The sequence below is a fragment of the Arthrobacter sp. TMS2-4 genome (assembly GCF_054511075.1).
The window spans coordinates 33400-54747 of sequence record NZ_JBTNDI010000015.1; the positions used below are offsets into that span (position 1 = coordinate 33400).

Annotated in this window: 19 protein-coding genes, 2 tRNA genes and 1 other RNA gene; 11 read left to right on the top strand and 11 right to left on the bottom strand. The window is 69.1% G+C overall.

The window, feature by feature from the left end; genetic code table 11:
- Positions 1–64 precede the first annotated feature (64 nt).
- Together ACX80F_RS15220 and aceE are read right to left on the bottom strand one after the other, a co-directional pair.
- Positions 65–1387 (bottom strand): PucR family transcriptional regulator, encoded by a 1323-nt coding sequence (locus ACX80F_RS15220; protein WP_459337241.1) that lies wholly within the window; start codon positions 1385–1387, stop codon positions 65–67.
- A gap of 121 nt (positions 1388–1508) precedes the next feature.
- Positions 1509–4262, bottom strand: a complete 2754-nt coding sequence (aceE, locus tag ACX80F_RS15225; RefSeq protein WP_459337242.1) for a pyruvate dehydrogenase (acetyl-transferring), homodimeric type — start codon at positions 4260–4262, stop codon at positions 1509–1511.
- Positions 4263–4608: 346 nt separating this feature from the next.
- On the opposite strand from aceE, the gene ACX80F_RS15230 reads away from it, so the two are divergent.
- The 5 genes from ACX80F_RS15230 (at position 4609) to ACX80F_RS15250 (ending at position 7735) form a co-directional block, all read left to right on the top strand.
- Entirely contained in the window at positions 4609–5028 is a 420-nt protein-coding gene (locus ACX80F_RS15230; RefSeq protein WP_459337243.1) for a DUF3052 domain-containing protein, read from the top strand.
- A 3-nt stretch (positions 5029–5031) separates the two neighbouring features.
- A complete protein-coding gene (locus tag ACX80F_RS15235) occupies positions 5032–5496 on the top strand; it encodes a redoxin domain-containing protein (RefSeq protein WP_459337244.1) in 465 nt (154 codons plus the stop codon).
- A gap of 17 nt (positions 5497–5513) precedes the next feature.
- The gene (locus ACX80F_RS15240; RefSeq protein WP_459337245.1) at positions 5514–6455 is read left to right on the top strand and encodes an NAD-dependent protein deacetylase; all 942 of its coding nucleotides are present in this window, start codon (positions 5514–5516) and stop codon (positions 6453–6455) included.
- 117 nt (positions 6456–6572) lie between these two features.
- On the top strand, positions 6573–7484 hold the full coding sequence (locus ACX80F_RS15245; RefSeq protein WP_459337246.1) for a hypothetical protein: 912 nt from the start codon (positions 6573–6575) through the stop codon (positions 7482–7484).
- 35 nt (positions 7485–7519) lie between these two features.
- Entirely contained in the window at positions 7520–7735 is a 216-nt protein-coding gene (locus ACX80F_RS15250) for a hypothetical protein (protein ID WP_459337247.1), read from the top strand.
- Between the two features lie 164 nt (positions 7736–7899).
- Here ACX80F_RS15250 and ACX80F_RS15255 read toward each other — a convergent pair.
- Together ACX80F_RS15255 and rlmN are read right to left on the bottom strand one after the other, a co-directional pair.
- A tRNA-Val gene (locus ACX80F_RS15255) sits at positions 7900–7972 on the bottom strand.
- A gap of 100 nt (positions 7973–8072) precedes the next feature.
- Positions 8073–9299, bottom strand: a complete 1227-nt coding sequence (gene rlmN / locus ACX80F_RS15260; protein ID WP_459337248.1) for a 23S rRNA (adenine(2503)-C(2))-methyltransferase RlmN — start codon at positions 9297–9299, stop codon at positions 8073–8075.
- A 229-nt stretch (positions 9300–9528) separates the two neighbouring features.
- On the opposite strand from rlmN, the gene gndA reads away from it, so the two are divergent.
- On the top strand, positions 9529–10968 hold the full coding sequence (gndA, locus tag ACX80F_RS15265; RefSeq protein WP_459337249.1) for an NADP-dependent phosphogluconate dehydrogenase: 1440 nt from the start codon (positions 9529–9531) through the stop codon (positions 10966–10968).
- 75 nt (positions 10969–11043) lie between these two features.
- Here the strand turns inward: gndA and epsC are convergent, their stop codons facing one another.
- From epsC to msrA, 3 genes are all read right to left on the bottom strand, one after another.
- Positions 11044–11631 (bottom strand): serine O-acetyltransferase EpsC, encoded by a 588-nt coding sequence (epsC, locus tag ACX80F_RS15270; protein WP_459337250.1) that lies wholly within the window; start codon positions 11629–11631, stop codon positions 11044–11046.
- A 55-nt stretch (positions 11632–11686) separates the two neighbouring features.
- The gene (gene cysK, locus ACX80F_RS15275) at positions 11687–12622 is read right to left on the bottom strand and encodes a cysteine synthase A (RefSeq protein WP_459337251.1); all 936 of its coding nucleotides are present in this window, start codon (positions 12620–12622) and stop codon (positions 11687–11689) included.
- 102 nt (positions 12623–12724) lie between these two features.
- Positions 12725–13249 carry a peptide-methionine (S)-S-oxide reductase MsrA gene (gene msrA / locus ACX80F_RS15280; protein ID WP_459337252.1) on the bottom strand — a complete coding sequence of 175 codons (525 nt, stop codon included), beginning with the start codon at positions 13247–13249 and terminating at the stop codon, positions 12725–12727.
- Between the two features lie 106 nt (positions 13250–13355).
- On the opposite strand from msrA, the gene ACX80F_RS15285 reads away from it, so the two are divergent.
- The 3 genes from ACX80F_RS15285 (at position 13356) to ACX80F_RS15295 (ending at position 16074) form a co-directional block, all read left to right on the top strand.
- A complete protein-coding gene (locus ACX80F_RS15285; protein ID WP_459337253.1) occupies positions 13356–14264 on the top strand; it encodes a Nif3-like dinuclear metal center hexameric protein in 909 nt (302 codons plus the stop codon).
- Between the two features lie 86 nt (positions 14265–14350).
- The gene (locus ACX80F_RS15290; RefSeq protein ID WP_459337254.1) at positions 14351–15100 is read left to right on the top strand and encodes a zinc ribbon domain-containing protein; all 750 of its coding nucleotides are present in this window, start codon (positions 14351–14353) and stop codon (positions 15098–15100) included.
- Positions 15097–16074, top strand: a complete 978-nt coding sequence (locus ACX80F_RS15295) for a reverse transcriptase-like protein (RefSeq protein ID WP_459337255.1) — start codon at positions 15097–15099, stop codon at positions 16072–16074. The genes ACX80F_RS15290 and ACX80F_RS15295 overlap by 4 nt, the downstream gene beginning before the upstream one ends.
- 101 nt (positions 16075–16175) lie before the next feature.
- Here ACX80F_RS15295 and ACX80F_RS15300 read toward each other — a convergent pair whose 3' ends face one another.
- Entirely contained in the window at positions 16176–16937 is a 762-nt protein-coding gene (locus tag ACX80F_RS15300; protein WP_459337256.1) for a YaaA family protein, read from the bottom strand.
- 79 nt (positions 16938–17016) lie between these two features.
- Between ACX80F_RS15300 and rnpB the strand changes: the two genes are divergently transcribed.
- Positions 17017–17415: RNase P RNA component class A (gene rnpB / locus ACX80F_RS15305), an RNA gene on the top strand.
- Positions 17416–17985: 570 nt separating this feature from the next.
- Positions 17986–19278 carry an MFS transporter gene (locus ACX80F_RS15310; protein WP_459337257.1) on the top strand — a complete coding sequence of 431 codons (1293 nt, stop codon included), beginning with the start codon at positions 17986–17988 and terminating at the stop codon, positions 19276–19278.
- A gap of 20 nt (positions 19279–19298) precedes the next feature.
- Here ACX80F_RS15310 and def read toward each other — a convergent pair whose 3' ends face one another.
- From def to ACX80F_RS15325, 3 genes are all read right to left on the bottom strand, one after another.
- Positions 19299–19871, bottom strand: a complete 573-nt coding sequence (gene def, locus ACX80F_RS15315) for a peptide deformylase (RefSeq protein ID WP_459337258.1) — start codon at positions 19869–19871, stop codon at positions 19299–19301.
- Between the two features lie 5 nt (positions 19872–19876).
- Complete coding sequence (locus ACX80F_RS15320; RefSeq protein ID WP_459337259.1) at positions 19877–21049, bottom strand: acyl-CoA dehydrogenase family protein; 1173 nt, start codon at positions 21047–21049, stop codon at positions 19877–19879.
- 142 nt (positions 21050–21191) lie between these two features.
- Positions 21192–21264 (bottom strand) — tRNA-His (locus ACX80F_RS15325).
- Between the last annotated feature and the right edge of the window lie 84 nt (positions 21265–21348).

Below are 21348 nucleotides of genomic sequence, written 5' to 3' on the forward strand. Positions count from 1 at the left end.
AAATCGAGGGAGCTTTATCGGGTGTTCGGCTGAACCAAGCTCACTGAGCGTCTTTGTGGGAAGTCTACAAGGAGACGGCGCGCGCGGCGGGCGTCGTCGCGCCCTGGTCCGCGGGCGCGGCGCGTGCTGCGCGCCCTGTTCCGGGCGCCGCTCCACCCGGCCCTGCGGCGGTCTGGGACGGCGCGAGGCGGCCGACGACCAGCGCCGTCTGGAGGACGTACGCCTCGCGGGGGACGAGTGGATCCCAGCCGGTGACGTCGCAGACGCGGCGGAGGCGGTACCGGACGGTGTTCGCGTGCACGAACAGGGCCCGCGCCGTGGCCTCCAGGGAGTGCCCGAGACTGAGATAGGCGGACAGGGTCTGCTCGAGCCCGTTGGAGGCCGCCAGGAGCGGGCGGTAGATCGTCCTGATGAGGGCGCGCCGCGCGGTGTCGTCCCCGGACATGACGCGCTCGGGCCAGAGGTCCTCGGAGGAGACGGGGCGGGGCGCCCCGGGCCAGGCGCGGGCTGCGGTCAGCCCGGCGAAGGCCGCCTGCGCGGAGCTGCTCGCAGCGACGAGCGATTCCGCCTCGGGCCCGTGGACGACGGCGCCGTCGCCGAACAGCTCGCTGATCCTCGGATACGCCTTGGCCGGGTCCCGGACGCCGCCCAGCACGAGGATGAGCCGCTCGCCCTGGATCCCGACGAGGACGTCCTCGGCCAGGCGGCCGGTGACACGGCGAAGTTCGTTGAGGAATCCGGCGTTGGGATCCGGCGGGGCGCTGCCGACCATCACGGTGATGCGGGCCTGCGACTTCCAGCCGACCGCCGCGATCCGTGAGCGGAGCGCATCGGAGCTCTCGCCGCGCAGGATGGCGTCGACCACGAGCGCTTCCAGGCGGGTGTCCCAGGACCCGCGCGTCTCCGCGGCCCGGGCGTAGACGTCGGCCGCAGCGAACGCCACCTCGCGCGAGTACCGCAGCACGGCTTCACGCAGGGATCCCTGATCAGCGGCCGGCGCGAGGAACGGCACCTGATCCTCGACGACCTGCACCACCACCCGGATGAGCTGCAGGGCCTTCTGGAGGCTGATGGAGCGGGTGAGCTCCGTGGGCGCCGTGCCGAAGACGTCGCTCAGGACCCATGCCGGCGAGACCGGTTTCTGGTACCAGTTGACGAACGACGCGATGCCCTTCTGCGCCACCATGCCGAGCGCGGAACGCTCGTCCGGCCGCAATCCCCGGTACCACGGCAGGTCGGTGTCGAGCTGCCGTAGCGTCGCGGTGGACAGCGATCCGATGGTGGAGCGCAGCTTCTCGACTGTCGCAGGATCCGGGGGAGCGGCCCCGGCGTTCGTCGGCCCTCCCGCGGTCGGGATGCTGGCAGGGATGTCGTCGGGCTGCGGCATTCTCCGAGCATACGGTCTTCGACCCGCGGCCCCTCATTTGTGTGAAGGCTACAAAAAAGGGGCGACGGCGGGACCAGTTCGTGAACTGCTCCCGCCGTCGCCCCTTCGGAATGTGCCGGGCCTAGGCGTCTCCGCCCGTGTTGCCGGTGGTGCCGGCGTTCACGTCGAGCAGGCGGTACTTCTCGATCGCTTCCTTCGGCGCGTTCGCGTCGACCTCACCGCGGCGGGCGAGCATCTCGAGCGCCCGGACGACGACGGAGTGGCTGTCGATCTTGAAGAACCGGCGTGCTGCCGCGCGGGTGTCCGAGAAACCGAAGCCGTCGGCTCCGAGGGTCGCGAACTCGTTCGGCAGGAACTGGCGGATCTGGTCGGGGACCGCCTTCATGAAGTCCGACACTGCGACGATGGGACCCGTGGCGCCCTCGAGCTGCTGTGTGACGAAGGGCGTGCGGGCCTCCGCGCCGGGGTTGAGGAAGGCCTCCTCCTCTGCGTCGAGACCGTCACGGCGCAATTCGTTCCAGGAGGTCACGGACCAGACGTCGGCCGAGACCCCCCACTCGTCCGCGAGGATCTGCTGCGCCTCGAGCGCCCAGGGGACGGCGACACCGGAGGCGAGGAGCTGGGTCCTCGGCCCGTCGACCTTCGCGGGCTTCAGGAGGTAGATGCCCTTGAGCAGGCCCTCGACGTCCAGTTCCTCCGGCTCGGCCGGCTGCTGGAACGGCTCGTTGTACACCGTGATGTAGTACATGACGTTGCGGAAGGATTCCGGCTTGTCGCCGATGTCCCCGTACATGCGCTCGAGCCCGTCCCGCACGATGTGCCCGATCTCGTAGCCGAATGCGGGGTCGTACGTGATGACGGCGGGGTTCGTCGAGGCGAGGATCGGCGAGTGGCCGTCGGCGTGCTGCAGGCCCTCACCGGTCAGCGTGGTGCGGCCTGCCGTGGCTCCGATGATGAAGCCCCGCGTCATCTGATCTGCTGCTGCCCAGATGGAGTCGCCGGTGCGCTGGAAGCCGAACATCGAATAGAACACGTAGATCGGGATCAGCGGCTCGCCCTGCGTGGCGTAGGCGGTCCCGGCCGCCGTGAACGCCGCCATCGACCCTGCCTCGTTGATCCCGGCGTGGAGGATCTGGCCCTCCACGGACTCCTTGTAGGCGAGGACGAGGTCGCGGTCCACGGACAGGTAGTTCTGGCCCTTGGGGTTGTAGATCTTCGCCGTCGGGAAGAACGAGTCCATGCCGAACGTGCGTGCCTCGTCGGGGATGATCGGCACGATGCGCTTGCCGAACTCCTTGTCACGGATGAGGTCCTTCAGGATGCGCACGAACGCCATGGTGGTGGCGGCCATCTGCTTCCCGGACCCCTTCTTCGCCGTCGCATACGCCTTGTCGTCGGGCAGGACGATCTCGGCGTGCTTGGTCCGGCGCTCCGGCACGTACCCACCGAGTTCGCGCCGGCGCTCGAGCATGTACTTGATCTCGGGGGCATCGACGCCCGGGTGGTAGTACGGCGCGTTGTAGAGGTCGTCGTCGATCTGCTCGTCGGTGATGGGGATCCGCAGGTGGTCGCGGAACGCCTTCAGGTCGCCGTTGGTGAGCTTCTTCATCTGGTGGGTCGCGTTGCGGCCCTCGAAGTGCGGGCCGAGACCGTAGCCCTTGACCGTCTTCGCGAGGATCACCGTCGGCTTGCCCTTGAATTCGGTGGCCGCCTTGTACGCCGCGTACACCTTGCGGTAGTCGTGGCCGCCGCGCTTGAGGTTCCAGATCTCGGCATCGGTGAGGTCCTCGACCATGGCCTTCGTCTCGGGCGACTTGCCGAAGAAGTGGTCACGGACGAATCCTCCGGACTCGGCCTTGTAGGTCTGGTAGTCGCCGTCGGGCGTCTGGTTCATGATGTCCACCAGCGCACCCTCGTGGTCCTTGGCCAGCAGCGAGTCCCACTCGCGCCCCCAGACCACCTTGATGACGTTCCAGCCGGCACCGCGGAAGAAGGCCTCGAGTTCCTGCATGATCTTGCCGTTGCCGCGCACCGGCCCGTCCAGGCGCTGCAGGTTGCAGTTGATGACGAAGTTGAGGTTGTCGAGGTTCTCGTTCGCGGCGAGCTGCAGCAGGCCGCGCGACTCGGGCTCGTCCATCTCACCGTCGCCGAGGAAGGCCCAGACCTGCTGGTCGGAGGTGTCCTTGAGGCCGCGGTTGTGGAGGTACCGGTTGGACTGCGCCTGGTAGATGGCGTTCATCGGTCCGATGCCCATCGACACGGTGGGGAATTCCCAAAAGTGCGGCATCAGGCGGGGGTGCGGATAGGAGGAGAGGGCGTTGCCCTCCTTCGACTTCTCCTGGCGGAACCCGTTGAGGTCCTCCTCGGTGAGGCGGCCCTCGAGGTAGGCGCGGGCGTACATGCCGGGGGAGGCGTGACCCTGGAAGAACACCTGGTCACCGCCGCCCGGGTGGTCCTTGCCCCGGAAGAAGTGGTTGAAGCCGACCTCGTAGAGGGTCGCCGCTCCTGCGTACGTGGAGATGTGACCGCCGACGCCGATCTCGGGGCGCTGCGCGCGGTGCACCATGACGGCCGCGTTCCAGCGCATCCAGGCGCGGTACTTGCGTTCGATCTCCTCGTTGCCCGGGAATTCGGCTTCCTGATCCGCGGGGATGGTGTTGACGTAGTCGGTCGTCGTGACCATGGGCACGCCCACCGACTGGGCGCCTGCCCGTTGGAGGAGTGCACGCATGATGTACTGCGCGCGTTCGGTGCCCTGCACACGAATCAGATCGTCGAGTGATTCGATCCACTCGGCGGTCTCCTCGGGATCCCCGTCGGGCTTGCCGGCGGTCAGACCGCTCAGGATGTCCGCCGTACCTTGTTCTACAGCCACGTGATGTCTCTCCACTTCCACAGATTATGTCTGTGTCGCTTAGTGCCTGCGCACGGCTCGTGGGCCCGCGCAGAGATGCATGCCCGGCATAAGCACCCGGCCATAGTCGCTTTACTCTATCGCCGCCGCGGGCCCGATGCGTAGCGCGAGTGGAGCGGCGGGGCAGATTACGCCGAGGGCGTGTGCGGGGGCGGCCACCGCCGCGATCCGGGCGCGAGTGTCGACGCAGCGCCCGAAATCCCCTTCGCTGGCTTGATGCTGGGCTCAGAAAGGTGTTGGCTGGTAGCCATGTACATCTACAGCAGGATCCGTCGGGCGACAGTCCGGTTCTTCCAGGAGGAGACAAGTGAGCGAGGCTGAGGCCGCCACCGCGGTCGACGTGGCAGGCAAATTGGGTTTCAAGCAGGGGGACCTCGTTCAGGAACTCGGGTACGACGACGACGTCGACTTCGACTTCCGCGAAAGTCTCGAGGACGGCATCGGATCCGAACTGCTCACGGAGGACGATCAGGACGTCGTCGACGGCGTTCTGCTCTGGTGGCGGAACGGCGACGGTGACCTGGTGGACGCACTCGTGGATGCGCTGACCTCGCTCGGCGGCAACGGGGTCGTCTGGCTCCTGACACCGAAATCGGGCCGGCCCGGCTACGTGCCCCCGGCGGACATCCAGGAAGCGGCCCCGACGGCGGGACTGCACTCCACGTCCTCCGCCGGTGTGTCCAAGGAATGGGCCGCGACCCGGCTCGTCAACCGCCGGAAGCAGTAGGACGTGCCACTCGAGGTCGGGTCGATGGCCCCCGGGTTCGCCCTGGCGAACCAGTTCGGCGAGACTGTGACGCGATCATCGCTGGTCGGCGGCTCCGTCGTCGTGTTCTTCCCCTTCGCGTTCTCCCGCGTCTGCACCGATGAGCTCGGCCAGCTCCGGGACAGTCTGGAGCTGTTCGACGCCGCCGGGGTCACGCTCGTGGCGGTCTCCGTGGACCACAAATACACGCTGCGGGCATTCGCGGACGCGAACGACATCTCCTTCGACCTGTTGGCCGATTTCTGGCCGCATGGCTCGGTCACGCGTGCGTACGGGGCGTTCGACGAGGAGCAGGGCTACGCCGAGCGCGTCAGCTATGTGCTGGACGGTACCGGTGTGGTCCGCGCCGTCGTGTCATCACCCCACGGGCAGGGCCGACCGATCGCCGACTACGCCCACGCTCTGAGCTCGGTCGAAGCGGCCCTGTGACCGCTCCGGGCGGCGGCATGCGAAGGCGTGACGACCTGCCCGGACCGGAGTCGAATCCGGGGCTCGGGTTGACCGGGTTCGTGCGGGAGCCCCCGGCGTCGGAGCTCCCGCCGCTGCATCCGGCGGAACGCGTACTCCTCGACGAGGCCGTCGCCCTGCTCGGCGGGCAGCGCCTGGCAGTACTGACCGGCGCGGGTCTCAGTACCGACTCCGGCATCCCCGACTACCGTGGTCCGCAATCGGTGCCCCGCAATCCGATGACCTATCAGCAGTTCGTCGGCGATGAAGCCCTCCGGCGCCGCTACTGGGCGCGGAACCACCTGGGCTGGCGGCACCTCCGCAGGGCCGACCCCAACGCGGGGCATACCGCCATCGCACGGCTGGAGCAGCGGAGCCTGCTGTCCGGGCTCATCACGCAGAATGTCGACCGACTCCATTCCTCGGCCGGAAGCATCAACGTCATCGACCTCCACGGCACCTTCGACCGCGTCGTGTGCCTGCAGTGCGCGGCGCCCTTCGCCCGGTCCCGGATCGCGGAGATCCTCGAGGCCCTCAATCCGGGATACCTCGAGCGGGAGTCCGACGCCGGAGACATCGCCCCGGATGCCGACGCCGATGTGGACGACACCGGCGAATTCCTCATGGCTCCCTGCCCGGTGTGCGGCGGCATGCTCAAGCCCGACTTCGTGTACTTCGGTGAGAACGTGCCGAAGGGCCGGGTCGCCGACGCGTACGCCATCGTCGACGACGCCGCCGCGCTCCTGGTCGCCGGGTCCTCGCTGAGCGTGATGAGCGGACTGCGTTTCGTCCGACATGCAGCGAAAGCGGGCAAGCCCGTAGTCATCATCAATCGCGGATGGACGCGCGGGGACGAGTTCGCCTCGCTCAAGATCGAGGCGGGCGTCTCCGAGGCCCTCACCTATCTCGCCGAGCAGCTCCCGGACCTGCCGCGGCCTTAGGTAGTTGCACTGCGAGATACAGGTAGTCAGCGTCTCGTCCGAGTAATCACCACGCTGCCGCTCGTGCCGGCGCGCACGTAGCGTCGTACCATCAGGTCTCTCGAGCAGGGTGGAACAATGCAGCGCACAACACGGTCTCTTCTGATAGCTTTCGGATCCGCGGCGGCGCTTGTCACAGCACCCGTGGTACTCGAGGTGCGGGGTGGGACGAACGAGGTAGTGGCCGTCTCCGCCCTCGCGGTCGCCCCGCCGGTGGCCGAGCCCGAGGCCGCTCCTGCTCCTTCCGCGCCGGTGGCCCAGCCAGCGGTCGCCGCGCCGATGGTGGTGGAGCCGGCTGTCGTCCCACCCGTGGCCGAGCCCGAGGCCCCTCCTGCTCCTTCCGCGCCGATGGCCCAGCCAGCGGTCGCCGCGCCGACGGTGGTGGAGCCGGCTGTCGTCCCACCCGTAACCGAGCCCGAGGCCGCGCCTGCTCCTTCCGCGCCGGTGGCCCAGCCAGCGGTCGCCGCGCCGGTTGTCGTGCCACCCATGGCCGAGCCAGGGGGCGCCGCTCCGCCGTCCGTCCCTGCGGTCGTCCCGCCGACGCTTGTCCCTGCCGTTCCGGCGCTGGGCGGGGAATCTCCTGCTGCGGACGGATCCGTCGAGGCCCCGGCCGATGCCGGGCCGGCGACACCCGCACCGGCGCCACTGCCGGCCGGAACCGGCCGGGGCGGCGATCTCCCGCCGGAACTCCTGCCCGCGCCGCCTTACCCGCAGTGCCCCATCACGGAGGAGGGAGCCTGGTGGACCGATCCCAGCGATCCCTACACCTGCCTGCGGCCCGGGTCAGTGATGTTCCACGAACCCACGCCTCCCGGCATTCCGCCCGAATTGCTGGAGCCGATCTTCGAGGATCCGGCGACGCCGCCCGCTCCAGCCGAGGACTGCCGGGTTAGCGGGGCCATGGAGTGTGTCGTCGACATCATGGGGCAGGACTATGTGGTGACCTTCGACGACGGTGCGCCGGTCGGTGTGGCGGAGGCACAGAGGTAGGAGCGCCTCAGGAGCCTCCGACGAGAGGGGACCACGTGCTCGGACACTGGCAGTGGAATCGAAGGACGGCGATCCTCGTCGTGGGAGCCGGCATGATCGCGCTGTGCATTGCGGCACGCAGACTGGGTCTCGGCATCGATGACGACGGCGGGCCGCCGGCCCTGTGGCTGGCCCTGCTCTTCGTCACCGGGGCGTCGCTCGTGCTAATCGTCCTCGTCCACGAGCTGATCGACGTTCTGAGGCAGCGCTGAACGCTTCGCCGCCGCGGCCTGGCGAGCGAGATGCACCGGACTGCCTGACCGCCGGGACGGAAAGGTCGGGTGGCGGCCTTCTCGGGCGGCGACCGCGCGTCCCGACGACGGACCTGGAACAGAGAAGGAGCCCCGCAGCTGCGGGGCTCCTTCTGGGTTCTTCGTGGGTCCTACCGGGATCGAACCGATGACATCCACGGTGTAAACGTGGCGCTCTACCAGCTGAGCTAAAGACCCTTCTCCCGTGACACCAGGCCGTCGGTCGGAACCGTTCCGGTCGGCATCACGAGGATCGACTATACCGGCTCGCCGATCACCGGCGCCAATCCATGCAGGTTTACTCCTCGGCCGCGAGCTGCCCGCAGGCGCCGTCGATCTCCTTGCCCCGGGTGTCGCGGAGCGTCGTCGGGATACCGGCGTCGCGCAGCCGGTTGATGAATTCGGTGGAGACGCTCTTCTCCGACGCCGTCCAGATGGATCCCGGCGTCGGGTTGAGGGGGATCGGGTTGACGTGCACCCAGCCGCGGCCGCGCTGGTTGAGTTTCTTCGCCAGCAGGTCGGCACGCCAGGGGTGGTCGTTCATGTCCTTGATGAGCGCGTACTCGATGCTGACGCGACGCCCGGTGACGCGGTAGTAGTTGTAGGCGGCGTCGAGCGCCTCGTCGACCTTCCAGCGCGTGTTGACCGGGATGAGCTCGTCGCGAAGCTCGTCGTCGGGAGCGTGGAGTGACAGCGCGAAGGTGACCGGCAGGGACTCGGCCGCGAGCTTGTTGATCGCCGGCACCAGGCCTACCGTCGACACCGTGATGTTGCGCGCCGACATGCCGAGGCCCTCGGGCGATTCGTCGACGAAGCGGTGCAGTGCTGCCATGACGCGCTTGTAGTTCGCCAGCGGCTCTCCCATGCCCATGAAGACGATGTTGGTGACCCGGTCGGCGTCGTGCCCGCCGTCCGTGCGCAGGTCCCCGAGGGCGCCCTCGGCGATGGCGCGGTTCGCGGCGACCACCTGGTCGACGATCTCCGCCGTCGACATGTTGCGTGTCAGCCCCGCCTGGCCGGTGGCGCAGAACGGGCAGTTCATGCCGCAGCCGGCCTGCGAGGAGACGCACAGCGTCACCCGGCCCGGGTAGCGCATGAGCACCGACTCGACGAGGGCGCCGTCGAACAGGCGCCACAGGAACTTGATGGTGTCCCCGTTGTCCGTTGTCAGGCGCTTCACCTCGGTGAGCAGCGGCGGGAACATGGCGGCGACGAGTTCCTCGCGCCCGGCCTTCGGCAGGTCGCTCATGGCCGCGGGGTCGGTCGTGTGATGCGAGAAGTAGTGCGTGGACAGCTGCTTGGCGCGGAATCCCTGGTGTCCCAGTTCCTTCAGCCGCTCCTGCCGCTCGGGCAGGGTCAGGTCGGCCAGGTGCACCGGCGGCTGGCTGACCCTCGGGGACTTGAACTGCAGCAGCGGCCGGCCGTCGCTGGCGACGATCGGCTCGGCGCCCTCCACCTCGGGGCGCACCTGAGGGCGCGTGGAGGCGGGGGCAGGGGCAGTGGGGGTAACGGTAACGTCGGACATCCTTATCATTCTTTCACGGATGGCACCACCGTCCCAGCCGGGCCGCCGGTTGACGTGGAGCCGGAGGTGCAGACCGCGCGACACATACCGCGATCGGCGGCCCCAGGTGTGGCGGCGCGCAGCGCGACGGTAATAGTGTGAAAGCGACCGGAGGAGCCGCGCGTGAACGCGCCCGGAGTACCGTCGCATGCGGCGTCTTGCATGCAGTTGACCAACAACGGAGATCACATTGAGCGCACAGATCGGCGTCACAGGACTGGCAGTCATGGGGGCCAACCTCGCCCGTAACCTGGCCCGCAACGGCTATACCGTGGCCCTGCACAACAGGTCCATCGAGAAGACGGATTCCCTGCTGGAGAAGCATTCCGGGGACGGGGAGTTCATCCGCACAGAGACCATGGAGGAACTCGTCGACGCGCTGGAGAAGCCCCGCCGGGTGCTGATCATGGTGAAGGCGGGTGCGCCCGTGGATGCCGTCATCGGGCAGCTGGTGCCCCTGCTGGAGCCCGGTGACATCGTGATCGACGGCGGCAACTCCCATTACGAGGACACGCGCCGCCGGGAGGCGGCCCTGTCCGCGCACGACCTGCATTTCGTCGGCGTCGGCGTCTCCGGCGGCGAGGAGGGCGCGCTCCTGGGCCCGTCGATCATGCCCGGCGGGTCCCGGCAGGCCTACGACTCGCTCGGGCCGATGCTGGAGAAGATCTCCGCGAAGTACAACGGTGAGCCGTGCTGCCGGTGGATCGGCACGGACGGCGCCGGCCACTTCGTGAAGATGGTCCACAACGGCATCGAGTACGCGGACATGCAGGTGATCGGGGAGGCTTTCGACCTGCTGCGCTCCGGAGCGGGTATCGAGCCGGCCGACCAGGCGAAGATCTTCACTGACTGGAACACCGGGACGCTGTCCTCCTTCCTGATCGAGATCACCGCCGAGGTCCTCGGCCACACGGATGCGCGCACCGGCAAGCCGTTCGTCGACGTCGTCGTCGACGCCGCCGGGCAGAAGGGCACCGGCCGGTGGACCGTCGTGTCCGCGCTGGCGCTGGGCAGCCCGACGTCGGGCATCGCCGAATCCGTCTTCGCCCGCGCCCTGTCCTCCCAGACCGAGCAGCGTGTGCTGGCACAGGAGATCCTGCAGGGCCACGAGGGCACCGTGGAGTTGCCCGAGACGTTCGTGGAGGACGTCCGGCTGGCGCTGTACGCGTCGAAGCTGGTGAGCTACGCGCAGGGCATCGACATGCTCACAGCCGCGGCGAAGGAGTACGGCTGGGACCTGAAACTGGAGGAGATCGCGTCCCTGTGGCGGGCCGGCTGCATCATCCGGGCCGAACTCCTCGACGACATCATGAAGGCCTACGCCGTCGCCGACGAGCGCCCGGCGAACCTCCTGCTCGCCCCAGCGTTCGCCGAGGCGATCGCCGGCGCCGTGCCCGCCTGGCGGCGCGTGGTCGCCACCGCCGTCCAGCTGGGCATCCCGGTACCCGTCTTCTCGGCGTCGCTGGCCTACTACGACGGCCTGCGCCGCCCGCGCCTGCCGGCCGCGCTGACGCAGGGCCTGCGCGACCTCTTCGGCGCGCACACCTACAACCGGGTCGACGGCGAGGGCACCTTCCACACCCTCTGGGGAGAGGACAAGTCCGAGATCGAAGCCGTCGACACCCACTGACCGGAGGGTACTGACGGTATGGACGACGGAAGCCCCGGACCTCGGTCCGGGGCTTCCGTCGTGCGCGAAGGAGGGTCAGATGTAGATGGCGGGGTCCACGTACTCCGCCGGGTCGACGGCCGGCTGCGTCTCGCGGCGCGAGTCCCGGTGGCGGAATGTCGCCGGGATACCGGTGACGATCGAGTCCGGGGGAGTGTCCTTGACCACGACGGCGTTCGCGCCGACCGCACTGCCCGCACCGATGGTGATCGGGCCGAGGACCTTCGCGCCCGCACCGATCGTGACGCGGTCACCGATGGTGGGATGGCGCTTGACCCGCTCGAGCGAGCGTCCGCCCAGGGTGACGCCCTGGTAGAGCATGACGTCGTCGCCGATCTCCGCGGTGCTCCCGATCACCACGCCCATCCCGTGGTCGATGAAGAACCGGCGACCGATGGTGGCGGCGGGGTGGATCTCCACGCCGGTCAGGGCCCGCGCGAGCTGGGCCAGCGCACGGGCGGGGAACCGCAGCCTTTCGTCCCGCCACATGCGGTGGGTCAGGCGGTGGACCCAGATGGCGTGCAGCCCGGAGTACACCACGGTGGTCTCGACCGCGCCACGCGCCGCCGGGTCGTGGGTGCGCGCGGTCTCGAGATCCTCGCTCAGTCGTGCTAGAAAACTCACCGGCTACCTTCTCGTGGAGTGGTTGGGGACGGGCATTGCCGCAGGCACCGCGGGATCAGCCGCGGATGTCGTCGAAGAGGATCGTGGAGATGTACCGCTCGCCGAAATCGCACACGATGGCCACGATGAGTTTACCGGCGTTCTCGGGGCGCTTCGCCTGCTCGAGCGCAGCCCAGACGATGGCTCCGGACGAGATCCCCCCGAGGATTCCCTCCTGGGTCCCGAGCGCGCGGGCCACTCGCACGGAGTCCTCCACGGTGGCGTCCATCACCTCGTCGTAGATCTCGCGATCGAGGTTCTCCGGGACGAAGTTGGCGCCGAGTCCCTGGATCTTGTGCGGGCCGGGCGCGCCGCCGCTGAGGATGGGCGAGTCGGCCGGCTCGACGACGACGATCTTCACGCCGGGCTTCCGCTCCTTCAGGACGTGGCCGACGCCGGTGATCGTCCCCCCGGTGCCCACGCCGGCCACGAAGATGTCGACCTCGCCGTCGGTGTCGTCCCAGATCTCCTCGGCTGTGGTGGTGCGGTGGATCTCGGGGTTGGCGGCGTTGGCGAACTGCTGGGCCCAGATGGAGTTCTCGGTCGTCGCGACGATCTCCTTGGCGCGGTCGACGGCGCCCCGCATGCCCTCGGAGCCGGGGGTGAGGATGATCTCGGCACCGTAGGCCCGGAGCATGACGCGCCGCTCGGTGGACATGGTCTCCGGCATCGTCAGCACCACCTTGTACCCGCGGGCGGCCCCCACCATCGCCAGGGCGATGCCGGTGTTGCCGGAGGTCCCCTCCACGATCGTGCCACCGGGGCGCAGGGCGCCCGCCTTCTCGGCGGCGTCGATGATGGCGACCCCGATGCGGTCCTTGACGCTGTTGGCCGGGTTGTAGAACTCGAGCTTGACGGCGACCTGCGCCTCGAGTCCTTCGGTCAGCCGGTTGAGACGGACGAGGGGGGTTCGTCCGACCAGCTGGGTGACGTCGTCGTAGATCTTTGCCATGGGGGCCTGCCTTCTTCGGGATGCGGTAGGGGGTGTCGTGGGGGTGGCGCGGGCCTGCCCCGGGGCGACGGCGGTCAGCCTAACGCCCGGGCGTCGGCGCTCCTATGCGGCCAGCCACTGGGCGTAATACTTCCGGGCCTTCGCCAGCTTCGGGTTGATGATGACCTGGCAGTACCCCTGTTCGGGGTGCTTCGCGTAGAAGTTCTGGTGCCAGTCCTCGGCGACGTGGAAGTGGGGGAGCCGACTGACCTCCGTGACGATCGGGTCCTTCCAGCTCTCCTGGTTGCGGCGGATCGCGGCCTCGAAGAGTTCCTTCTGAGCAGCGTCCTGGTAGTACATGACGCTGCGGTACTGCGTGCCGACGTCGTAGCCCTGCCGGTTGAGTGTGGTTGGGTCGTGGGACACGAAGAACATGTCCAGGATGACGTCCTCGGGGACGACCTCCTCGTCGAACGTCACCGCGACCACCTCCGCATGCCCGGTGATACCCGAGCAGACGCTGTCATAGTCCGGGTGCCTCGTATGGCCGCCGGTGTAACCGGAGACGACCTCGGTCACGCCGCGGGTTTTCTGGTAGACGGCATCGAGGCACCAGAAGCAGCCCCCTCCAAGCACAAAAGTCTTCATGACTGTCTCAATGCACGTCAGGTGCCGATGATTCCCGCACCCGCTCCGCCGTCGGTGGAACGGCAGGAACTTGGCGGCTCCGTCGACGGCGGGTATTACTGGTGTCATGGACCAGAACGAGCACGTCTCCGGTGTCGCTCCGTCCGCCGCCGCCGCGCCTGATCCGTCCGGGTCGACGGTGCCGACCGTCGGCGACGTGCTCCTCGCCATCGAGGAACTCTGGCCCGAGGGTCTCGCCGAGGACTGGGACAAGGTGGGGCTGGTGGCCGGGCGGACGGCGCGGACGGCGGAGAAGATCCTCTTCACCGTGGACCCCACCGCGGCCGTCCTCGACGAGGCTCTCGACTGGGGGGCGACGATGATCGTGTCCCACCACCCCCTGCTCCTCAAGCCCGTCTCCTCCGTCGCCGCGTCGGGTTTCAAGGGAGAAGCCGTCCACCGGCTGATCGAGGCAGGGTGCGCCCTCGTCACGGTCCACACCAATGGCGACAGCGCGGTCGGGGGAGTCTCCGACGTGCTCGCGGACGCGCTCGGCCTGCAGGAGGTGCAGCCCCTCACCCCGGCGGCGGACGGCCTGCCCGAGGAGGGGATCGGGCGGGTCGGGAACCTCGGCGCGCCGGTGACGCTCGGAGCCTTCGCGGAAGTGGTCTTCTCCATCCTTCCCGCCGTAGCGGGCGGCGTGCGGGTGGCCGGCGACAAGGACGCCGTCGTGCGCCGGATCGCCGTCTGCGGCGGCGCGGGTGATTCCCTGTTCGATCGCGTCCGGTCGAGCGGGGCCGACGTGTACGTCACCGCGGATCTGCGGCACCACCCGGCGTCGGAGGTCAGGGAGGCGGCCGTCGGCGGCACGCCCTACCTCATCGACGTCTCCCACTTCGGCAGCGAGTGGCTGTGGCTGACGCCCGCCGCCGCGGCCCTCTCGAACGTCCTCACCGATCAGGGCTTCACCGCGGACATCCGCGTGAGCGGCGTCAACACCGACCCCTGGGACTTCGTCCTCACGCCCGGTCACTGACCATCGTCCCGGACGGCGTGGCCTAGGCTGGGATGAGGCCCACGCCCGCCCGTCGTGCCCCATCCGTCCCCACCTGGAGGTTTATCGTGGCCAAGGCTGCACCCGAGGAACAACTCCGCCTGCTCGATCTGCAGGCCCTCGATTCGACCCTCAACAAGCTGGCCCGCCAGGCCGCCGCAGCCCGGAGCAATCCCGAGATCGGGATCGTCGCCGGCCGGGTGGCCGAGGTCGACGGCGAGCTCGTCCGGGCGACCACCGAACTCGGGGACCTGCAGCGCGAACTCACCCGCTCGGAGGACGAGGTCCAGTCCGTCGTCGATCGCTTGGAACGCGACGAGAAGCGGCTCAACAGCGGAACCGGGACCTCGAAGGACCTGACCGCCCTGCAGCACGAGGTTGCGACCCTCACCAAACGGCGGTCCGACCTCGAGGACGTCGAACTCGACGTCATGGAGCGGGTGGACACGGCGAAGGCCGCGCAGGCCGAGGTACAGGGACGCACGGACGGCGTCCGCGCGGAGCTCAAGGCCCTCGAGGACGCCCGGGACGCCGAACTGGCCGACGTCGATGCGCAACGTGCCCGCGTGCAGGTGCAGCGGGACGAGCTCGCCGCCACCTTCGACGCCGGTCTCCTCGCGATCTACGACCGCATCCTGGCCCGGCGTGGAGTGGGGGCAGCACGCCTCTTCCACGGCAAGTCCGAGGGATCGGGCATGCAGCTGAGCCCCGGCGACCTCGCCGACATCTCCGCCGCCGCGCCCGACGACATCGTCCTCTGCCCCGACTCGGGCTGCATCCTCGTCCGCTCCAGCGACTGGGGAAACCAGCAGCCGTGACCGATCAGCAATTGTTCGACCCCTACGCGCAGGACGAGGACGAGGACGAGGACGAGGACCAGGACCGCGCCCGCCCGGACCTGCCGACGCGCCTCGTCGTCGAGGCCGACGGCGGATCGCGCGGAAACCCGGGGCACGCCGGCTACGGTGCCCTCGTGCGCGATCCCGACACGGGCCGCATCCTCGTGGAGAAGGCCGCCTACATCGGCAAGGCCTCCAACAACGTTGCCGAGTACTCCGGCCTCGTGTCCGGGCTCGAGCTCGCCCGCGAGATCAACCCGCACGCCGCCGTCCACGTGAAGATGGACTCCAAGCTCGTCGTCGAGCAGATGTCCGGGCGCTGGCAGATCAAGCACGCGGACATGCGCGTCCTGGCCGCCCGGGCACGGAAGGTGCTCGACCCCCGGCGCGTGACGTACGAGTGGATCCCGCGCGAGCGGAACAAGGACGCCGACCGGCTCTCCAACGAGGCGATGGACGCCGGGATGGCCGGCGTCGACTGGAAGCCGCGATCCGCTGCCGCACCGCCGACCACGGCTGCGCCCTCGACCGGCCGCGGCGCTCCTCCGCAGGAGGTGCCCCGCCGGACGGGCCGGCTGCACCATGTCGAGGTGTGGACGAAGGACCTCCCGGCGGCGGACGCCAGCCTCGGCTGGCTGCTCGAGCGGCTCGGGTTCCCCCGCAAGCAGTCGTGGAAGACCGGCGTGAGCTTCGGCTCCGAGGAATTCTACGTTGTCCTGGAGAGCGGGCTGCAGGTCGCAGCGGGCGGCCACGACCGCCGTCGTCCCGGGGTGAACCACCTCGCGTTCCACGCGGGCTCACGCGCCGACGTCGACCTCCTGGCCCGTCGGGCGGCCAGCCACGGCTGGACGCTGCTGTTCGCCGACCGGCATCCCTTCGCGGGCGGCACCGACCACTATGCCGCGTACCTCGAGAACGCCGAGGGGTTCGAGGTGGAGCTCGTCGCCGACTGAGCGCCGTCACACCTGCCCACCGACACGGCTCCCTGAATGGGCATGTCGCGTGATGCCCACCGACGAGGCCGTGTCGGTGGGCAGACGAGCGACCGCGGGACTCAGTCGAGCACGATGTCGAGCTGCGTGGGCCTCCGGGCGGTGGCCGGCCGGAGGTCCGCCGTCCACTTCTCACGGGCCGCACGGAGCAGGGCGTTCGGCGTCGCCGGTGCTGCGCCGCGTCGCGTGAGCAGGTGCCGGGCAAGTTCGCCCCGCGTGTGCTTCGCGAAGTGGGAGACAACCGTCCGCTTCCCGTTCCGGATCTGGAACACGTTGACCGCAGCGGTCTGCTGGACCGGCGGGGCCCAGGCCGCCGCATAGGTGCTCGAACGGCAGTCGACGATCAGGCCGTTTCCCGCGTGGTGTGCGAGGGGTGCCGCGAGGTGCTCGCGCCAGAAGGTCGCGAGGCGCCCGGTGCCGGGGAGGTCGACCGACATCGACAGCCGGTAGGCGGGGATCCGGTCGCCGAAGCCCACGGCACCCCACAGGGCGGAGACGACGACGCACTGCTCCCGAGCCTTGCGCCGCTGCACGGCCGTCATGCCCGCATAGTCCAGGGCGTCGTACAGGACGCCCGAGTAGATGTCGTGGGCGGGAGCGGCGGGTGCGACGTCGAGCACCAGGTTCCGCGCCACGTCCTCGGCGAGGGACGCCCCGACGCCGAGGACCGCGTGGGCGTCGTCGGCGGCACTGGTCACCCGGAGAGCGTCCAGCACGGCCCTGCGCGAGCCGTTGAGTTCGGGGAAGTGGAGATCGCCCAGATGGAGCGGGGCGCCGGTACGGGCTGCGGACTTGCCTTCGGACGGGGGGAGCAGGATCAGCACCGATCCACTGTATCCAACCGGAGAAGGGCGTCCGTGCACGGCCGCCGGCGCGCTCCCGACGGCCTAGACTGGGAGTGGATGGGTCGACCAGGCGGTCGCGTTGGACGGTGCGGAAGCATCGACTCCACCGAGGAACGTCCGGGCTCCACAGGGCAGGGTGGTGGGTAACGCCCACTCGGGGTAACCCGCAGGCCAGTGCCACAGAAAAAAGACCGCTCCCGTTCCCGGTTCCGGCCGGCGCGGGTAGTAAGGGTGAAAAGGCGGTGTAAGAGACCACCAGCGTGCCGGGTGACCGGCACGGCTCGGTAAACCCCACCCGGAGCAAGGCCAGACAGTGCGCGTTCGAGGGCTGCCCGCCCGAGTGCACGGGTAGGCCGCTGGAGGGCGTCGGCAACGGCGTTCGTAGATGGATGGCCGCTACTCGCACGCCGGCGACGGCGCGCGATGACAGAACCCGGCGTATCGGTCGACCCATCCCTCGACCTGACAGATATCGCGCGGGGACGCCGGTGTTCCGGGCCGGATGCACTGCCCGCACAGTCCGCGGTCGAACCCCGGACAGAATCCCCGGCGCGTCATACGTTGTCCCGGGACCCCGCGCGTCCTACTGTGTGATCACCGCCGCGGGTCTCATACGCAATCGCTGCGGTATGAACGGGTCGGCCTACTGCTGGGGCTTCGGGGTCGGCCCGTTCGCTTCGATACGACCGCTCGCCACGCTCATGAAACGGTCCCCCGTACCGGTCTCAGGAGGTAGGGGGACCGCCCGGCGTCTATAGCCGCCTCGGGAGCTCGTCGACCGCGATACTGCTGGGGGAACGACCGCGGGACGGACTCCCTCCTCCATGGTGCGCTTCGGGCCGACGGCGCCGCAAACGCAGGAGGTCTGCTAAGCCGAGGGAGGAATCCGGACCGCCCCTGCTCATGCGGTTGCCTGGGTGAAGGATTATCGGCGGCACCCGTCCAGCAGTCAAGATGCGGCAGATGACCGACGGAAACTGGCCACGGCGGACGAACCACCGTAGGTGCCCTGGACTAGGGTGATCGGATGAGCACTGGGGGCCCTGCCGAACCACACCTACTGGTGCGCAATCGTAATTTCCGGGCGCTGATGGTCTCCAGCACATTCGGTGTGCTCGGCAACGCCGTCGCAGCGGTGGCGCTCCCGGTCATCGCCGCGGTGGAACTCGATGCGAGCAACTTCGAGGTCGCCGCACTCGCCGGAATGACCTTCCTGCCCTGGCTTCTCTGCGGACTGCTCATCGGCGTGTGGGTCGACCGGCTTCCGCGCAAGCCGGTGATGCTCACATCCCTCGCCGTGCGCGTCCTGGTCCTCGGGCTTCTTCCGGTCGGCTACTTCTTCGACTTCCTCAGCACCCCCTTGCTGTTCGTCGCGGCCTTCGTCGCGGGCGTGGCCGGCGTCTTCTTCCAGCTGGCGGACGCAGCGCTGGTGCAGCAGGCCATCACCGCGGACGAGCTGATGGAGGGCAACGGCCTGATCACGGGATCCGGTGCGGCCGCGGACGCAGCGGGACGCTCCGCCGGGGGATGGCTGACGGGAGCCATCGGGGCCTCGAATACGCTGATCGTGCAGGTGACGACGTCGGTCATCGCGCTCGTGGCCATCCATCGCCTCGACGTGGAGGAGATCGTCCGCCCGCGGAGCGACCACCGGATCGTCCGCGAGATGTGGGACGGCCTCCGCTACACCTTCAGCACCGCCCCGCTGCGCGCCCTCCTGCTCAACGCCGCGCTCTGGAACCTCGGTGGCAACATCTCCGCCTCGCTGCTCGTGCTGCTGGTGCTGAGGACCCTGGGGGAGTCCGAGGTGTGGCTCGGGCTGCTGCTGGCCGCGTCCTCCGTGGGGGGTGCCGTCGGGGGGATCACAGCACACTCGTTGGGTGAGCGCTTCGGCTCCGGTCCGCTGTGGCGCTGGTCCATGGTGCCCGGGGTGCTCGGCTACGCCTCCCTCCTGATCCTCTCGCCCGGCCCCGGCATGCTCTGGGGGATCCTCGGCATGTTCGTCATGGGCGCGAGTGTCGCCTGGAACATCGTGATCGGCACGAGTTTCCGCCAGCGCGTGTGTCCGCCGGCCATGATGGGGCGCCTCGGGGCCGCGTCCCGCACTGTGAGCTGGGGCATGCTGGCCCTCGCGAGCCTCGTCGCGGGAGTCCTCGCCGAGACCGTCGGCATCCGTCACGCCGTCCTCATCGGCGTCCTCATTGCGTGCACCGCTCCGCTGGTCGCGCTGCTGGGACCCCTGCGGGGCGTGAAGCGGCTGGAGGACCTCGTCGAGGCCCCGGTGCCTGAGCCGGGGGTCGGGGCGGCCAGGAACCCCTGACGCCGGAGCGCCGGGCCTGCTTAGTGGCCGAAGGGGTCCGGGTCCACTCCTGGCAGCCAGGTGAGGCCGGGCACGCCCCAGCCGTTGTTCTTCATCGCCTTGCTCGCCTTGCGCCCCTGGCGGTTGTTGAGGCGATCCACGTACAGCCGGCCGTCCAGATGGTCGTACTCGTGCTGCATGCAGCGGGCGAACCACCCCGTCGCCTCGAACTCGACGGGCACACCGTCGCCGTCGAACCCTGAGATGCGCGCCCAGTCGGCCCGCTTGAGGGGGAAGGACTCGCCCGGCACGGACAGGCACCCCTCCGCTTCGTCCTCCGGGTCGGGGTCGGAGCCGGGAATCTTCGAGGTCACGAGCGTCGGGTTGACGAGGACACCGCGCGGAGCGACGCCGTCGTCGTTCTCCATCCCGTACACGAACACGCGCAGCCCTACGCCGATCTGCGGTGCTGCGAGTCCGACCCCGTTCGCGACGTCCATGGTCTCGAACATGTCGGCGATGAGGGTCCGCAGCGCGTCGTCGAAGGCTCCGACGGGCAGGGCGCGCCGGTGCAGGACAGGCTCACCGGCGATCGTGATGGGGTGGACGGTCATGGAACCTACCTGTTCTGGGTGGGGCGGTCGGCGATGGACCGGCCGATGGACTCGCGCATGATCTCGCTGGTCCCGCCGAAGATCGTCAGGAGCCGCGCCGCGAGGAACGCCTGCGAGACCGGGTATTCGAGGATGTAGCCGTAGCCGCCGTGCAGCTGGAGGCAGCGGTCCGTGATGGACTTCGCCCGTTCGCTGGCCCACAGCTTGGCCTGCGCCGCGGCGGTCGGGGTCAGCGTTCCGGCGTTGAAGGCCAGCACCGCCTGGTCGACGAAGGTCTCCGTCACCTGCACCTCGGTGAGCATGTCGGCGAGCACGTGGCGGGTGTTCTGGAAATCGAGCACCCGTTCGCCGAACGCGCTCCGCTCGCTCACGTACCGCACGGTCTGCTCGTAGGTCGCCCGCGCCAGGGCGGCGGAGGCGACGGCGATGCCGAGGCGGCCCTGCGGGATCTGCCCGAGGCTGTAGCGCAGGCCCTGGCCCACCTCGCCCACGAGGTCGGCGCCCGGCACACGGACGGCGTCGAAGAAGAGTTCGGCGGTGTCGGAGGCGCGGAGGCCCATCTTGTCCAGCTGGCGACCGGGCGTATAGCCCTCGCCCTTGCGGACCATGAACAGGGAGAACGAGTCGCTCGATCCCCGGCCCGTGCCGCCGTCGGTGCGCGCGAGGACCAGGGACGCGTCGCCGCTGATCCCGTTGCCGATGAAGACCTTCTGGCCGCTGATCAGCCAGTCGTCGCCGTCGCGCACGGCCTTCGTCCGGATGCCGCGGAGGTCACTACCGGCCCCCGGTTCGGTCCAGGCGCAGGAGGTGACGATCTCACCGGAGACCATGCCCGGCAGCCACCGCTCCTTGAGGTCGTCCGAACCGTACGCGAGCAGGTGCGGAAGGACGAGATCGTCCTGCAGGTGGAATGCCAGCCCGACGGCGAGGTGGTTGGCCCGGGCGAACTCCTCGTCCAGCACCGCGCGGAACCGGAAGTCGGGCATGCCCGCTCCGCCGAAATCCTCCGGGACGGCAAGCCCGAGCAGTCCCTGCTCGCCCGCCGCGGTCCAGACCGAGCGGTCCATCAGGTGCTGCCGGTCCCAGTCGGCGTAGTGGGGAGCGACGGCGCGGTCGTTGAACTCGCGTGCGACATCGCGGAAGAGCTCGTGATCTTCTTCGAACACTGTGCGTTCCATGACGTGGGTCCTTCGTATGCTCGCAGCCCGGAGAGGCACACCCGTTCTCCGGGGCTTGGGCTTGGTGGGGCCTAAATGACGTATGCCGCCCCGGACGATTCCGGGACGGCATACGTGGTCAGGAAGGTTCCTGACGACTGAGGGTGAGTAACGGGGCTTGAACCCGCGACCTCCTGGACCACAACCAGGCGCTCTGCCAACTGAGCTATACCCACCATGTGTCTCCGCAACGCAGACCCGCGTCCGAGTGACCGGCCGGGCTGTCCGCGGAAGGCAGCGGAAACAAGTTTACACACTTT